We start from the raw sequence: 15,745 nt of genomic DNA on the forward strand, positions 1-15,745 counted from the left end.
TCAGGCCTCAGGCGGGGTATCGTCGGGCTTGGCCGCTGCCTTCTTGGTCGCCGTCTTTTTGGTGGCAGGATTTTTCGCCGTCGTGGACTTGGCTGCGGTCTTCTTGGCTGCGGGTTTTTTGGCCGCGGGCTTCTTTGCCGCCGGTTTCTTGGCGGCTTTCTTCGGCGATTTGGCCGCCTTGGCCGCGATCAGTTCCAGCGCCTGTTCAACGGTCAGATCCGCCGGTTCGACATCACGGGGCAGGGTGGCGTTGATCTTTTCCCATTTGACGTAAGGACCATAGCGTCCGTTCATCACCTGGATCGCGCCGCCATCGGGGTGATCGCCCAATTCCTTCAACGGAGCCGCCGCCGTACCACGACCGCGTGTCTGTTTTGCAGCCAGAACCTCGACGGCGCGGTTCATGCCAACGGTAAAGACTTCATCGACGTCGGACAGGTTGGCGTATTTCGACCCATGCTTGACGAAGGGGCCAAAGCGACCGATTCCGGCCTCGATCATCACGCCGTCTTCGGGGTGCGGGCCGACCGGACGGGGCAGGGCCAGCAGTTGCAGCGCCTGATCCAGATCCAGCTTGGCCGCGTCCCACCCCTTGGGAATCGACGCGCGGGGTGGCTTCGGCACCTCTTCGGTGGCCTCGCCGCGCTGGACGTAGGGGCCGAAACGGCCGGTCTTGAGGCTGATCTTGTCGCCCGCATCCTCACCCAGATCGCGGTCACCGACGGGTTCTTCGCCGTCCGGGGCCGAAAGCGGGCGGGTATAGCGGCATTCGGGGTAATTCGTGCAGCCGATGAAAGCTCCACCCGACCGCGCGGTTTTGAGGTTCAGGCGACCTTCGTTGCACAGCGGGCAGACACGCGGATCACCGCCATCCGCGCGCGGCGGGTACAGATGCGGGGCCAGCGCTTCGTCGATGGCGTCCAGCACTTCGGTGATGCGCAGTTCGCTGGTGCCTTCCAGCGCTTTTGAAAAATCTTTCCAGAAGCGGCCCAGAACCTCGCGCCACAGGCGGTCGCCCGCGCTGATCTCATCCAGTTCGTTTTCCAGATTGGCGGTAAAGTCATGGCTGACATAGCGGGGGAAGTACTTGATCAAGAAGGTGGTGACCAAGCGGCCCTTGTCTTCAGGAATCAGCCGGTTCTTGTCCTTGCGGACATAGTCGCGGTCCTGAATGGTCGTAACGATGCTGGCATAGGTCGAGGGGCGCCCGATGCCCAGCTCCTCCATCCGCTTGACCAGCGTAGCTTCGGTAAAGCGCGGTGGCGGTTGGGTGAAATGCTGGCGCGATGCGGTCGAGGCGGCCTCGTTCATCAGCAGGCCGGGTGCCGCGCGCTGACCCTTCGGGGCCTCGGGCAGCGGGTCGGTTTTTTCCTTGGCCTTCGCGAATTCGGCGTCGAAGCCGCTGGCCACCAAGGTCGCGGCCTCGCCTTCGGTGATCGCGGGCAGGCGGGCGCTGTCTTCGCTGTCGTCATCGTCGCGGCCCTGATCGTAAACGCGCAGGAAGCCGTCGAACAGCATCACCTGGCCATTCGCACGCAGCCCGACCTGCCCGTCGGGGCTGGCGATCTCGACGGTCGTGCGCTCCATCCGGGCGGCTTCCATCTGGCTGGCGATGGTGCGCTTCCAGATCAGGTCATAGAGCTTGCGTTGGTCATCCGCCGTCAGACGCGCCTTTTCCGGCGACATCATCATGTCGGTCGGACGGATACATTCGTGGGCTTCCTGCGCGTTCTTGGCCTTGTTCTTGTACATGCGCGGGCTTTTCGGCAGGTAGTTTTCGCCGAACTTGGCCTTGATCGCATCACGGGCGGCCATCACCGCCTCGGGGGCCATGTCGATGCCGTCGGTCCGCATATAGGTGATCAGACCGGCTTCATACAAACGCTGCGCCGCCGACATGCAGGCCTTGGCGCCCATGCCCATTTTGCGGCTGGCTTCCTGCTGCAGGGTCGAGGTCATGAAGGGCGGCCAAGGGTTCCGGCTGGCGGGCTTGGCGGCCACACTGCTGACCTTCAGGTCGCGGCTGGTCACGGCGCTGACGGCCATGGCGGCCTGTTCAGCGGTCGCCAGATCAAAGCGGTCCAGCTTGGAGCCTGCCAGCGTGGTCAGCGTCGCGTCGTATTCGTCACCGCCGGGTGTGGCCAGCCGGGCATGAACGGACCAGTATTCGCGGGCCTTGAAGGCCTCGATCTCCATTTCCCGATCGACGATCAGGCGCAGGCAGACCGATTGCACGCGACCAGCCGATTTGGCACCGGGCAGCTTGCGCCACAGGACGGGGGACAGCTTGAAGCCGACCAGATAATCCAGCGCACGGCGGGCCAGATAGGCATCGACCAGCGGCTGGTCGATCTGGCGCGGCTTGGCCATCGCCTCGGTCACGGCGGTCTTGGTGATGGCGTTGAAGGTGACGCGGCTGACATGGCTGGTCTTCTTCAGCGATGTCTGCAGCGCTTCCAGCAGGTGCCAGCTGATCGCCTCGCCCTCGCGATCGGGGTCGGTGGCAAGGATCAGGTTGGGATCTTCCTTCAGCGCATCCTTGATGGCTTTCAGGTGCTTTTTGCTGTCGGAGGCGACCTCCCATTTCATGTCGAAATCATTGTCGGTATCGACGCTGCCGTCCTTGGGGGGTAGATCGCGGACATGGCCGAAACTGGCAAGGACGCGATAGTCGCCGCCCAGATATTTCTCGATGGTCTTGGCCTTGGCCGGGGATTCTACGACGACAACGGGCATGGGAACCTCGGACAGCTGCAATGGGGCGGCAACATGGGTCCACGCCGACCTGCTGTCAACGGGTGCCGCGCGATGGATGGGTTCAGGCCAGCGCCAGACGCCCTCCGGCCAGACGCGTGATGCGCCCCTGAAGTTCCAGCGACAACAGCGCCGCACTGACGCCCGAGGCCGCAGCCCCAAGATCGCGGATCAGGTCGTTTTCGTCAGTGGGTGACGGCGTCAGCTGCATCAGGATGCGATCCTCCAGTGGCAGTTCGGCGGGGAGCGGTGCGGCAAGCGCGGGCGGCGGGGCGACCTGTCTGACGGGGGGCGGGGCGGTCAAAGTCACGAATTCGCGCTGAGGGGCTTGTTCCAACGCCTCGGCCACATCGGCGGCGTTGCGCACCAGCGTGGCACCGTCGCGGATCAGCGCGTTGCAGCCCGAGGCGCGGGCGTCCATCGGGTGCCCCGGAACGGCCATGACCTCGCGTCCCTGATCCAGCGCGTTTTTGGCGGTGATCAGCGTGCCGGATCGTTGCGCCGCCTCGATCACGACGACCGCGCGCGACAGGCCCGACACGATACGGTTGCGCGTCGGAAAGTGGCGGGCGGTCGGTTCCGTGCCCGGCGGCTGTTCCGAGACCAGGACCCCGGCCTCGGCGATCTGGGCGGCCAGCTGGGCGTTTTCTGCCGGATAGATCACGTCGATGCCGCCTGCCATGACGGCTATGGTGCCGGTGGCAAGGCTGGCCGCATGGGCGGTGGCATCGATGCCGCGCGCCAGCCCCGCAGCCACGACCAACCCCTGTTCCCCAAGACCCGCCGCCATTCCCCGTGCCATCCGCAACCCAAGGGACGATGCGTTCCGCGCCCCGATCACCGCCACCACCGCCGCCGACAGCAGCCGCGCATCGCCGCGCACCCACAGGACGGCAGGCGCGCTGTCGATGTCGCGCAGCAAGGGCGGGTAAAGCGGCGAATTGCTGCGGATCAGCTGGGCGCCCGCCCGCTGTCCTGCGGCCAACTCGGCAGCGGCGACGCCTTCGGGGCAGATCTGATAGCCGCTGACACCCGATTGCGCGGCGATATCGGGCAGGGCAGCCAACGCTGCGCGGGCCGATCCATGTTCCGCGATCAGCCGGTGGAAGGTGGCGGGGCCGACCCGGCGGGACCGGATCAGCCGCAGGACCGACAGATCGTCGTCGGCGCCGATGGTCACGCTGCTGTTCATCTTGCCTCCTGCCCGGTGTCCGGACAGGATTAACGCGGCAATGGTTAACAGGCCGTTAGCAGGTCACCCTGCAGCCGAGCCACCAACCGTCAGTCCGCCAATCATCAGCGTCGGCTGGCCCACGCCTACCGGCACCCATTGGCCCTGCTTGCCGCAATTGCCGATGCCGGGGTCCAGCGCCATGTCGTTGCCGATGCCGCGGATCTGCTGCAGCGCGGTCGCGCCGTCGCCGATCAGGGTCGCGCCGCGAATCGGATCGCCCACGACACCGTTCTTCACACGATAGGCCTCGGTGCAGGAAAAGACGAATTTGCCGTTGGTGATGTCCACCTGACCGCCCCCGAAGCCGACGGCATAGATGCCATCCTTCAGATCGGCCAGGATTGCCGCCGGGTCGGCATCGCCGCCGGGCATATAGGTGTTGGTCATCCGCGGCATAGGCACATGGGCATAGCTTTCGCGTCGCCCGTTGCCGGTGGGTTCGACACCCATCAGGCGGGCGTTCTGGCGGTCCTGCATGTAACCTACAAGGATGCCGTCATCGATCAGCACATTGCGGGCGGGGGGCGTGCCTTCGTCGTCGATGTTTATGCTGCCGCGGCGGTCAGGGATGGTGCCGTCATCGACGACCGTCACGCCGGGCGATGCCACGCGCTGACCCAGAAGACCGGCAAAGGCTGATGCCTTCTTGCGGTTGAAGTCGCCTTCCAACCCGTGACCGACCGCTTCGTGCAGCAGGATGCCCGGCCAACCCGGCCCCAGAACGACATCCATGACGCCGGCAGGGGCGGGGACGGACCGCAGGTTCACCAAGGCGATGCGCAGGGCCTCATCGACCAGTCCCTGCCAATGCGCGGGCTCCATCAGGGCGTCCAGCGCGTAGCGCCCGCCGCCGCCGGCATTGCCGCTTTCGCGCCGGTCGTTGTTTTCCACGATGACTGCGACATTCAGTCGCGTCATCGGGCGGATGTCGGTGGCCAGACCGCCTTCCGGGCGCAGGATGGCGACCTCTTGGATGCTGCTGCCCATGGAGGCCGTGACCTGCACCACGCGCGGGTCCAGCTGGCGGGCATAGGCATCGATCTGGCGCAGCAGGTCGATGCGGCGCGCGATCGAGATGTCCTGCGCCGGATCGATCGCCGGATAGAGGTTCACCGGTGCCATCGCCGGTGCCGCCGCCATCACGCCGCCACCGTTTCCGACGGCCAGCCGTGCGGTTTCCGCTGCGCGTTGCAAGGATGGCACAGTGATCTCGCTGCTGTGGGCGTATCCTGACACCTCTCCGCGCACGGCGCGCAGGCCGAAACCCTGGCCCGCCATGAAGCTGGAATTGCGCAGGCGGCCATCGTCGAAGACCAGCGTTTCGGACTGGCTGCGCTCAAGGAACAGCTCGCCGTCGTCGGCGCCATGCACGGCCTGTTGCAGGATCGACAAGGCGCTGTCTTGGTCAAGCTGGGCGGCGAAGGGGTCGAAGGGCTGGCGGCTCATGCAGGTCTCCTTGCGGGGGCGGGGCAGGGGCGTGGAGGGGGCAAAGCCGGGGCGCGGCAGCGGGTCGCGTTCCCTTCTTGGCCGGAAATGCTGTAGTCATGTCTTGCCCGATTGGGCTAGATATGGTCATAGAACGGTCACTGTGAAAGGAAAAGGGGCAGCCTGACGGCAGCCCTTGCGGCCATTGTGGCCGGGCCAACGCAACGGGATGGAATGATGGCAAAAGCGATGATTCGCCGTGCAGTCGCGGCAGGCATGGGGTTCGCATCTGCGGGCATGTTGGCCGGAACTGCGCTGGCACAGACTGCAATCGAAGATCTGCCTACGATCGGCAAACCGGTGGCAGGGGGCATGGGCTTCCAGCCGGCCTCGACGGAACTGGCACGTGACCAGCAGTGGCTGGACCATTTCGTGCTGATCATCATCGCCGTGGTGACGCTGGTCGTCTGCGCGCTGCTGCTTTACGTGATCCTGCGCTTCAATTCGCGGGCCAACCCGGTGCCGGCAAAGTTCACCCACAACACCCCGCTCGAGGTCGCATGGACGCTGGTTCCGGTGCTGATCTTGGTGGCCATCGGTGCGTTCTCGCTGCCGATCCTGTTCCGCAGCCAGGAAATGCCCGCCGATCCCGATGTCGTGGTCAAGGTCACGGGTCACCAGTGGTACTGGTCCTATGAATACCCCGACAATGGCGTCGCCTTCGATTCGCTGCTGTTGGAAAAGCAGGATCTGGCCGAAGCCGGATACAGCGAAGACGAATATCTGCTGGCCACCGACACGGCCGTCGTCATTCCGACCGGCAAGAACGTGCTTCTGCAGGTCACTTCGGGTGACGTGATCCATTCCTGGACCATTCCGGCCTTTGCCGTGAAGCAGGACGCCGTTCCCGGCCGCATCGCGCAGGCCTGGTTCAACGTCGAACAGGAAGGCACCTATTTCGGTCAGTGCAGCGAACTTTGCGGCATCAACCACGCCTATATGCCCATCGTGGTCAAGGCCGTCAGCCCCGAGGTCTATGCGGCATGGGTCACCGAGCAGGGTGGCACCCCCGAGGAAGAGGCTCAGACCGCGGCGGTCGTGACCGAAGATGCGGTCAAGGTTGCCGACGCGAACTGATCAAGACGATCCCGACCGGGCCGGCATGATGCCGGCCCGGTCCGATATTTCCGAACCGATTGCAGGCACAATGGCCGATATCAACGCATATGAGCACACCCCCGAGGCGCAGTTCGGCGATTACGTCGCACTGCTGAAGCCGCGTGTGATGTCGCTTGTCGTGTTCACGGCCTTTGTCGGCCTGTGGGTCGCGCCGGGTCCTGTGCATCCCTTCATCGGCTTCTGCGCCGTCCTGTTCATCGCGCTTGGCGGTGGTGCATCGGGTGCGCTAAACATGTGGTACGACCGCGATATCGACGCCATCATGACGCGCACGCAAAGCCGCCCGATCCCCTCGGGCCGGGTCGAACCCGGTGAGGCCTTGGGCGTCGGCATCGTGCTGTCGGTGATTTCCGTGATGATGCTGGGTCTGGTGGCGAACTGGTTCGCGGCCGGCTTCCTGGCTTTCACCATCTTCTTCTATGCCGTTGTCTATACTGTCTGGCTGAAGCGCTGGACGCCGCAGAACATCGTCATCGGTGGCGCGGCGGGTGCATTCCCCCCGATGATCGGTTGGGCCTGTGCCACCGGCGGGATCAGCATCGAATCCCTGCTGATGTTCGCGCTGGTCTTCTTCTGGACGCCGCCCCATTTCTGGGCGCTGGCGCTGTTCATGAAGGAAGATTACCACAACGCCGGAGTGCCGATGCTGACCGTGACGCATGGTCGCCGTTCCGCACGCCGCCATATCTTTGCCTATACGCTGGTGCTGGCGCCCTTCGCGATCTGGTTGGGGCTGACGTCCATCGGTGGCCCGCTGTACATGGCCGTAGCCGTGGTGCTGAATGCGATGTTCATCCATGGCGGCTGGAAGATCCTGAAGCGCAGCGAAGAACAGGCGATCGCCGACAGCTATGTCGTCGAAAAGCGGGTCTTCAAGCTGTCGCTGGTCTATCTTTTCGTTCATTTCCTGGCGCTGCTGGTGCAGGGCTGGATGGGAGGCTGGTAATGCCGATCCAGGCGGAACATGAAATTCACGAACGGCGCCGGTCGCGCAACATCGGGCTTGGCCTGGTGTTGCTGTGCTTCGTCGCGCTGGTTTTCGGGCTGACGGTCGTCAAGGTCCGCCAAGGCGGGTTGATCGAAGGCTATGACCACCAGCCGCGCGTGTCGCTGACCCCGCTGGACGCCGAGGGAGACGCGCAATGAAACGCCTCAGCCCCGAAGGCCGCACCGCCGCGATCCTTGTCAGCGTCGTGCTGACGATGGGTGCTCTGGCCTGGGCGGCAGTGCCCTTTTACAGCTGGTTCTGTCAGGTCACGGGCTTTGGCGGCACGACGCAGGTCGCTGAAACGGCGTCGGAGGACGTGCTGGACGAAACCGTCCGCGTACGCTTCGACGCCAATACCGACAGCGATCTGGGCTGGACCTTCAAACCCATGCAGACCCGCATGGATCTGAAGATCGGCGAAAATGGTCTGGCCTTCTACGAGGCGGTGAACGACACCGACCAGCCCCTGACGGGGACGGCCAGCTATAACGTCGCGCCGGATGTGGCGGGATATTACTTCATCAAGGTGCAGTGCTTCTGTTTCACCGAACAGACGCTGCAGCCGGGCGAACGGGTGGAAATGCCGGTCAGCTTCTATGTCAACCCTGAATTGGTGGACGACCCGGATGCGGACTATGTGCGCGACATCACATTGTCCTATACGTTCCACCTGACTGAGCCGCGGTCCGCGGCGCTTGACACGGCACCTGCCGAAAACATCAACTAAGACGAACTCGAGGGAGCCGACGGGGATCCGACATGGCGCATGCTAAGAACCACGACTACCACATTCTTCCGGCCTCGGTCTGGCCCTTCATGGCAGCGGTGGCGGTTTTCGTCATGCTGTTCGGTGCGGTTGCATGGATGACCGGTCAGGTCACCATCGCGGGCGCCGAGATCACCGGACCCTGGATGTTCGCGATCGGCTTCATCGGTACCTGCTATGTCAGCTTTGGCTGGTGGGCGGACATGGTCCGTGAAAGCGAGGCGGGCGATCACACCCCCGTCGTCCGCATCGGCCTGCAGTACGGCTTCCTGCTGTTCGTCATGTCCGAGGCGATGCTGTTCGTCACGCTGTTCTGGAACTTCATCAAGAACGCGCTGTATCCGATGGGCGAAAACAGCCCGATCACCGATGGCGTCTGGCCGCCGGCGGGCATCGAGACCTTCGATCCCTGGCATCTGCCGTTCATCAACACGCTGATCCTGCTGCTGTCGGGCGTTGCCGTGACCTGGGCGCACCATGCGCTGGTCCACGAAGGCGACCGCAAGACCACCATCAACGGCCTGATCGTCGCCGTCGGTCTGGGCTTGGTCTTCACCGCATTGCAGGCCTATGAATACAGCCACGCCGCCTTCGGTCTGGCCGACACCTCTTACGCCTCGGCCTTCTACATCGCCACGGGCTTCCACGGTCTGCATGTCATCATCGGCACGATTTTTCTGTTCGTCTGCCTGATCCGCATGATGCGCGGGCAGATGACCCAGAACCAGCATCTGGGTTTCGAGGCCGCTGCCTGGTACTGGCACTTCGTCAACGTGATCTGGCTGGTGCTGTTCGCCGTGATCTATATCTGGGGCAGCTGATCCCAAGACCCTGACATCCAGAACGCGCGGGGGACCTCCTCCGCGCGTTTTTCGTTGCCCTGCCAACCGGAGCGTATCCATGCGCCGCTATCTGTTCCCCCTGATCCTTGGCATCGTCGGCTGCACCATCCTGATCCAGCTGGGTCTGTGGCAGCTGGATCGCATGGCATGGAAGCAGGGCATGCTGGACCAGATCACCGATGGCATTCAGGCCGATCCCGTGCCGCTGCCCGATCAGGTCGATCCGTCGATGAAATACCTGCCGGTGACAGTGACGGGGACGACCACGGGTCAGGAAATTGACGTGCTGTCGCAGATGCGGGACGAAGGTGCGGGCTATCAGGTCGTGTCGCGTTTCGTGACCGATGACGGGCGTGCGATCCTGCTGGACCGTGGGTTCATCCCGCAGCAGGCGCGCCATCTGGACCGCGGTCCGACCCGCCTGAAGGTGACCGGCAACCTGCACTGGCCCGCCGATACCGGCAATTCGACCCCCGCGCCCAATCTAGACGAAAATATCTGGTTCGCGCGTGATGTCGATGCCATGGCCGAACATCTGGACACCGAACCCGTTCTTGTCGTCGCCAGCTTCGTTCAGGGGCAGGCGCAGGACGTCATTCCGATGCCCGTCACGATCGAGGGTATTCCCAACAACCACCTGTCCTATGCCGTCCAATGGTTCATGATTGCGGCAACATGGGCGGTGATGACACTGGCGCTGATCTGGCGTATCAGACAGCGCAGCTATTGAAGGATTTCCGATGCGTTACGTCTCGACGCGGGGTCAGGCCCCGGTTCTGAACTTTGAACAGGCCATGCTGTCGGGTTTGGCCCGTGACGGGGGATTGTATCTGCCGGAAACCATTCCGACCTTTGACGGTTTGGCGGAACTGGACGGGCTGTCCTATGAAGAGGTCGCGTTCCGCGTGGTTCGCCCCTTCACCGCAGGCAGCTTCTCCGAGGATGAATTGCGCGGCGCCATCGACCGCGCCTATGCGCGCATCAGCCATGATGCCCGCGCGCCCTTGGTGCAGCTGGCCCCCGGCCATCACCTGCTGGAGCTGTTCCACGGCCCGACGCTGGCCTTCAAGGACTTCGCGATGCAGCTGATCGCGCAGCTGTTCCGGATTGCACTGAAGCGGTCGGGCCAGAAGATCACCATCGTCGGCGCGACCTCGGGCGATACCGGCAGCGCCGCGATCGAGGCCTTCCGGGGCATCGAGAATGTCAACGTCTTCATCATGTATCCCCATGGCCGCGTCAGCGAAGTGCAGCGTCGCCAGATGACGACGCCTACCGCTGAAAACATCCATGCGCTGGCGCTGACGGGGCATTTCGATGACTGTCAGGCGCGGCTGAAGGATCTGTTCAACGACCATGCTTTCCGCGACGATGTCGGGCTGGCCGGTGTGAACAGCATCAACTGGGCGCGCGTCGTGGCGCAGATCGTCTATTACTTCACCGCCACGGCCAGCCTTGGCATGCGCCCGACCGATTTCTGCGTGCCGACCGGCAATTTCGGCGACATCTTTGCGGGCAGCATCGCGCGGTCGATGGGCCTGCCCATCCGCCGCCTGATCGTGGCCACCAACCAGAACGACATCCTGCACCGCGCGCTGAGCATGGGCGAATATCGCGTGGGCGAGGTCGAGCCCTCGATCAGCCCGTCGATGGATATTCAGGTCAGCTCGAACTTCGAACGTGCGCTCTATCTGGCCTATGGCGGCGATGCAGGTGCGGTCAGCCAGCTGATGGATGAACTGAAGGCCGGTGGCTTTACCATCAGCCAAGGCGCGCTGCAGTCTCTGCGCGACCAATATCTGTCCGGCCGTGTGTCCGAAGGCGAGACCTTGGATACCATCCGCAGCATGCGTGAAGCCACCGGCGAAATTCTGTGCCCGCACAGCGCCGTCGGTGTCGCCGTCGCCAACCGCCATCTGGAAGCCGGTGTCCCGATGGTAACGCTGGCCACCGCCCACCCCGCAAAATTCCCCGATGCCGTCGAACGTGCCATCGGGGTGCGTCCGGGCCTGCCGCCGCATATGGCCGACCTGTTCGACCTGCCCGAGCGTGTGACCCGGGTTGAAAATGACGTCGAGGCGCTTAAATCGCTGATCCTCGAGCGGAGAACCAATTGACCCAAGACCCCACCCCCAGACTGACGACCCTTCCCAACGGCCTGTCCATCGTGACGCGCCAGATGCCCGGCCTGCATTCGGCAGCGCTTGGCATCTGGGTCAGCGCCGGTGGCCGGAATGAACGTGCCGACCAGAACGGCATCGCGCATTTCCTTGAGCATATGGCCTTCAAGGGCACGGCCAAGCGCAGCGCCCTGCAGATCGCCGAGGCGATCGAGGATGTGGGCGGTTACATCAACGCCTATACCTCGCGCGATGCGACGGCCTATTACGTCCGCGTGCTGGAGGATGACGTCGATTTGGCCTTCGACGTGATCAGCGACATCGTCTTGAACCCCGCCTTCGACCAGCGCGAGATCGAGGTCGAGCGTGGCGTCATCCTGCAGGAAATCGGGCAGTCCATGGACACGCCCGACGACATCATCTTCGACTGGCTGCAAGAGGCCGCCTATCCCGATCAGGCGATGGGCCGAACCATTCTGGGCCCCGCCGAACGTGTCGGCAGCTTTGGCCGCGCCGATCTGGCGGGCTTCGTGTCCGAGAACTATGGCCCCGGCCAGATGGTCGTTGCAGCCGCCGGGGCGGTCGATCACGACCGGATCGTGCGTCTGGCCGAAAAAGTCTTGGGCCATATGAAGCCCATCCAGCAGGCCCCGCGTGAGGCTGCCACCTGGCAGGGCCGCGAAACCCGTCAGGTCAAGCAGCTGGAACAGGCGCATTTCGCGCTGGCACTGGAAGGGCCGGGCTATATGGCGCCCGATTTCTATGCGGCGCAGATTTTTTCCTCGGCGCTTGGCGGGGGGATGTCGTCGCGGCTGTTCCAGAAGATCCGCGAAGAACGGGGCCTGTGCTATACGATCTTTGCGCAATCGGGCTTCCATGACGATACCGGCATGCTGACCATCTATGCCGGAACCGGCGGCGAGGATCTGGCCGATCTGACCAACCTGACCATCGACGAGATCAAGCGCGCCGCCGAGGACATGTCCGAAGCCGAGATCGCCCGCGCCAAGGCGCAATTGCGCGCGGGCTTGCTGATGGGTCTGGAAAGCCCCTCGGCGCAGGCCGAACGTATGGCGCGGACCTTGGCCATCTGGGGCCGCGTGCCCGATCCGGCAGAGGTTGCGGAAAAGATCGCCTCGGTCACGGCCGCCGATGTGCGTGCCCATGCCGAGGCGCTGCTGACCCGCGCCCGTCCGGCATTGGCGCTTTACGGCCCCGTGGCCTCCGCGCCATCGCGCGAGGCGCTGGCCGCCCGGCTGGCCGCATGATGCTGGGACGCCGCCGTCCATTTCGGCTGGAGGCCGAACGGATCGTGCTGCGTCTGCCCACACATTCCGATTTCGGCGCCTGGACGGCGCTGAGATCGGAAAGCCGCGATTTTCTGGTGCCGTGGGAACCCGTCTGGTCGCCCGATCACCTGTCGCGGAAAAGCTTTACCAACCGCGTCTATTGGGCCGCGCGTGCCAGCAAGGCGGGCACGGCCTTTCCGCTGTTTCTGGTGCGCCGTGACGGCGTTCTGCTGGGCGCAATCACCATGGACAACATCCGCCGTGGCCCTGCCCAATCCGCGACCATCGGCTACTGGATCGGCCAGCCCTACGCCCGCAACGGCTATATGCGCGAGGCGATCGGCATTCTGGTCCACCACGCCTTCACCGATCTGGACCTGTCGCGGATCGAGGCCGCCTGCCTGCCGGAAAACGCTGCATCGCGCGGGGTGCTGGAGAAATCCGGTTTCAAATATGAAGGCGTCGCGCAAAGCTATCTGCAGATCAACGGGCGCTGGCGCAACCATGTGCTGTTCGCCAATCTGCGCAGCGATCGGCGCGGCAAGACCGATATCCGCTGAGGGGGGACCACTATGCTGAACGCCGCCGACAAGGCCCTTGCCGCCCGACTGCCCCAAGGCGTACTGCGCGATCCGGCGCCCCATTACACCGAAGAACCACGCGGACGTTTTCACGGGCAGGCGGGTCTGATCGCCGCCCCTCATACCGTCGATGAAACCGCCGCCATCATCCGTGCCTGCGCCGATGCCCGCGTGCCGGTCGTCCCGCGCGGTGGCGGGACGGGGCTGGTCGGCGGTCAGATCATGTCGGACGGCCCCGCGCCGCTGATCCTGTCGATGGAACGCATGAACGCCATCCGCGACGTTTTTGCCGAAGAGGGCGTGATGATCGCCGAATCCGGCGCGACCTTGCAGGCGGCGCGGGATGCGGCGGATGCGGTCGGGCGTCAGTTCCCGTTGTCGCTGGCATCCCAAGGCAGCGCCCAGATCGGCGGCGTGCTGTCCACCAATGCGGGCGGCGTCAACGTGCTGCGATACGGCAATGCCCGCGCCCTGTGTCTGGGGGTCGAGGCCGTGATGCCCGATGGCAGCATCCTTCGCGACCTCAAGCGGTTGCGAAAGGACAACACCGGCTATGACATCCGTGACCTGCTGATCGGGGCCGAGGGGACGCTTGGCATCATCACCGCTGCATCGCTGGCGCTGGCACCGAAACCCGCCGAAACGGGTGTCGCGATGATGGTCGTGGACAGCCCCGCCGCCGCGCTGTCGCTGCTGTCCTTGGCACAGGCGCGCATGGCGGGCGGCGTCACGGCGTTCGAGCTGATCTCGGGGCAGGGGCTGCGCTTTCTGGATGCGGCCTTCCCGGACATGCGTCAGCCCTTCGACACGCGCCCCGACTGGCTGGTGCTGATCGAGGTCGGCCTGCCCGCCGGCCTGTCAGCCGATGCTGCGCTGGAGAACCTGTTCATCGCCGCATCCGAGGCGGGGCTGGTCAGCGACGGCGTGATCGCGCAGTCCGGTCAGCAGGCCGCCGATCTGTGGGCGCTGCGGGAACATATCCCGCTTGGCAACCGCCATATCGGCGCGATCGCCAGCCATGACATCAGCCTGCCCTTGACCGAAATCACGCATTTCATCACCGATGCCAGCGCCATGATCGCTGCCGAAGGCGATATGCGCATCAACTGCTTCGGGCATCTGGGCGACGGGAACCTGCATTACAACCTGTTCCCCGCCGAAGGTCGCCAGCGTGGTGAATACGACGATGTCAGGAAAGAGATGTCCCGCCGCATCCACCAGATGGTCGTGGAACGCGGCGGGTCGTTTTCAGCCGAACACGGGGTGGGCCGCCTGAAGGCCGCCGATCTGGCGCATTGGGGCGATCCGGTCCGCCTGCAGGTCATGCGCAGCATCAAGGCGGCGCTGGACCCGGCAGGCATCATGAACCCCGGCGCTGTGCTGGCTTAGGCGCCCTCGAACTCGCAGAGGGCATGGACGGGCATTTCCAGCTTTTCCAGCAGGGCGCGACCGCCCAGTTCCGGCAGGTCGATGACGAAGGCGCAGCCCACGACCTCGGCGCCAAGGCGGCGGCACAGCTTGATGGCGGCTTCGGCGGTGCCGCCGGTGGCCAGCAGGTCGTTGACGATCAGCACCTTCTCACCGGGCTTCAGCGCGTCGTCATGGATCTCCATGATCGCCTCGCCGTATTCCAGTTGATAGGCTTCCGAGATGACCGCGCCGGGCAGTTTGCCCTTCTTGCGGATCGGCACGAAGCCCGTGGACAGCTGATGCGCCACCGCGCCGCCAAGGATGAAGCCGCGCGCCTCGAGCCCGACGACCTTGTCGATGCGCGTGCCGGCATAGGCGTGCAGCAGCTGATCGACCGCCATGCGAAAGCCGCGTGCGTCGGCGAAAAGCGTGGTCACATCGCGGAAGATGATGCCTTCATGCGGGAAGTCGTGGATGGAGCGGACATAGTCCTTGACGGTGCGGTTCATGCAGGGCGGTCCATTTCGAAAAGATCTTGCACCGCCGCGTAATCCTTATAGCCAAGGCGCGCAATCCATCCCCCTGCGGCGCGGGGATCGAAACGACCCTCGACCACGCAATCGTCGCGCATGTGCACACCGGTGACGACGCCGAAGACCGCGAAGTTGTGGTCGCCCGCAAGCGGCACGATCTGCGTCATCCGGCATTCCAGATTGGCGGCCGCATGGGCCACGCGCAGGCAATCGATGGTGGTGCAATCGGCCGATTCGATGCCAGCGGCGTCGAATTCGCTGGTGCCGGCGGGCAGGGGGGCGGAACTGGCGTTCACCGCATCGCGCAGATCGCCGGTGGCGATGTTGACGCAGAAGACGCCCGTCTCGATAATCTGGGCGACGCTGTCCTTGGTGCCCTTGCGGTCGGGCTTGGCCCCGGTCGAGGCGAACATTACCTGCGGCGGCGTGTATGCCACGGCATTGAAGAAGGAATAGGGCGCAAGATTGTCCCCCTGCGATCCGCGGGTCGAGATCCAGCCGATGGGCCGCGGCGCGATGATCGCGTTGAAAGGATTATGGGGAAGGCCGTGTCCGGCTTCGGGGCGATAGAACATGTCGGCCTCCTATGGGTTTGCGCGCCCAACCTGACACCGCTTTTCCCGG

15 protein-coding genes are annotated in these 15,745 nt (G+C 64.4%); 10 read left to right on the top strand and 5 right to left on the bottom strand.

Annotated features, from left to right (window positions below):
* The 3 genes from topA to tldD all read right to left on the bottom strand — a co-directional run bounded on the left by topA (position 1) and on the right by tldD (position 5,434).
* The gene (topA, locus tag SJY40_RS02240) at positions 1-2,736 is read right to left on the bottom strand and encodes a type I DNA topoisomerase (protein ID WP_378942234.1); all 2,736 of its coding nucleotides are present in this window, start codon (positions 2,734-2,736) and stop codon (positions 1-3) included.
* Between the two features lie 82 nt (positions 2,737-2,818).
* Entirely contained in the window at positions 2,819-3,946 is a 1,128-nt protein-coding gene (gene dprA / locus SJY40_RS02245) for a DNA-processing protein DprA (RefSeq protein ID WP_378942236.1), read from the bottom strand.
* Positions 3,947-4,009: 63 nt separating this feature from the next.
* The gene (gene tldD, locus SJY40_RS02250) at positions 4,010-5,434 is read right to left on the bottom strand and encodes a metalloprotease TldD (protein WP_378942239.1); all 1,425 of its coding nucleotides are present in this window, start codon (positions 5,432-5,434) and stop codon (positions 4,010-4,012) included.
* Positions 5,435-5,662: 228 nt separating this feature from the next.
* Between tldD and coxB the strand changes: the two genes are divergently transcribed.
* The 10 genes from coxB to SJY40_RS02300 all read left to right on the top strand — a co-directional run bounded on the left by coxB (position 5,663) and on the right by SJY40_RS02300 (position 14,567).
* Positions 5,663-6,550: a cytochrome c oxidase subunit II gene (coxB, locus tag SJY40_RS02255; RefSeq protein WP_378942242.1), complete on the top strand. Its 888-nt coding sequence runs from the start codon at positions 5,663-5,665 to the stop codon at positions 6,548-6,550.
* Positions 6,551-6,620: 70 nt separating this feature from the next.
* On the top strand, positions 6,621-7,538 hold the full coding sequence (gene cyoE / locus SJY40_RS02260) for a heme o synthase (protein ID WP_378942244.1): 918 nt from the start codon (positions 6,621-6,623) through the stop codon (positions 7,536-7,538).
* Positions 7,538-7,738, top strand: coding sequence for a hypothetical protein (locus tag SJY40_RS02265; RefSeq protein WP_378942247.1), 201 nt, complete (start codon positions 7,538-7,540; stop codon positions 7,736-7,738). The genes cyoE and SJY40_RS02265 overlap by 1 nt, the downstream gene beginning before the upstream one ends.
* Complete coding sequence (locus SJY40_RS02270) at positions 7,735-8,307, top strand: cytochrome c oxidase assembly protein (RefSeq protein WP_378942249.1); 573 nt, start codon at positions 7,735-7,737, stop codon at positions 8,305-8,307. The genes SJY40_RS02265 and SJY40_RS02270 overlap by 4 nt, the downstream gene beginning before the upstream one ends.
* Positions 8,308-8,339: 32 nt before the next feature.
* Complete coding sequence (locus tag SJY40_RS02275) at positions 8,340-9,167, top strand: cytochrome c oxidase subunit 3 (protein WP_378942251.1); 828 nt, start codon at positions 8,340-8,342, stop codon at positions 9,165-9,167.
* A 79-nt stretch (positions 9,168-9,246) separates the two neighbouring features.
* On the top strand, positions 9,247-9,918 hold the full coding sequence (locus SJY40_RS02280; protein WP_378942253.1) for an SURF1 family protein: 672 nt from the start codon (positions 9,247-9,249) through the stop codon (positions 9,916-9,918).
* A 10-nt stretch (positions 9,919-9,928) separates the two neighbouring features.
* The gene (thrC, locus tag SJY40_RS02285) at positions 9,929-11,305 is read left to right on the top strand and encodes a threonine synthase (RefSeq protein ID WP_378942256.1); all 1,377 of its coding nucleotides are present in this window, start codon (positions 9,929-9,931) and stop codon (positions 11,303-11,305) included.
* Complete coding sequence (locus SJY40_RS02290) at positions 11,302-12,576, top strand: M16 family metallopeptidase (protein WP_378942258.1); 1,275 nt, start codon at positions 11,302-11,304, stop codon at positions 12,574-12,576. Before thrC ends, SJY40_RS02290 begins: the two co-directional genes overlap by 4 nt.
* Positions 12,576-13,157, top strand: a complete 582-nt coding sequence (locus SJY40_RS02295; RefSeq protein WP_378948249.1) for a GNAT family N-acetyltransferase — start codon at positions 12,576-12,578, stop codon at positions 13,155-13,157. Before SJY40_RS02290 ends, SJY40_RS02295 begins: the two co-directional genes overlap by 1 nt.
* 12 nt (positions 13,158-13,169) lie before the next feature.
* On the top strand, positions 13,170-14,567 hold the full coding sequence (locus SJY40_RS02300) for an FAD-binding oxidoreductase (RefSeq protein ID WP_378942261.1): 1,398 nt from the start codon (positions 13,170-13,172) through the stop codon (positions 14,565-14,567).
* Here the strand turns inward: SJY40_RS02300 and SJY40_RS02305 are convergent.
* Positions 14,564-15,097, bottom strand: coding sequence for an adenine phosphoribosyltransferase (locus SJY40_RS02305; protein ID WP_378942263.1), 534 nt, complete (start codon positions 15,095-15,097; stop codon positions 14,564-14,566). The genes SJY40_RS02300 and SJY40_RS02305 overlap by 4 nt on opposite strands.
* Positions 15,094-15,696 carry a flavin reductase family protein gene (locus tag SJY40_RS02310; RefSeq protein ID WP_378942266.1) on the bottom strand — a complete coding sequence of 201 codons (603 nt, stop codon included), beginning with the start codon at positions 15,694-15,696 and terminating at the stop codon, positions 15,094-15,096. Before SJY40_RS02310 ends, SJY40_RS02305 begins: the two co-directional genes overlap by 4 nt.
* Positions 15,697-15,745: the final 49 nt, after the last annotated feature.

Origin of the sequence: Paracoccus sp. R86501 (genome assembly GCF_042466435.1) — a bacterium.
GTDB lineage: Bacteria > Pseudomonadota > Alphaproteobacteria > Rhodobacterales > Rhodobacteraceae > Paracoccus.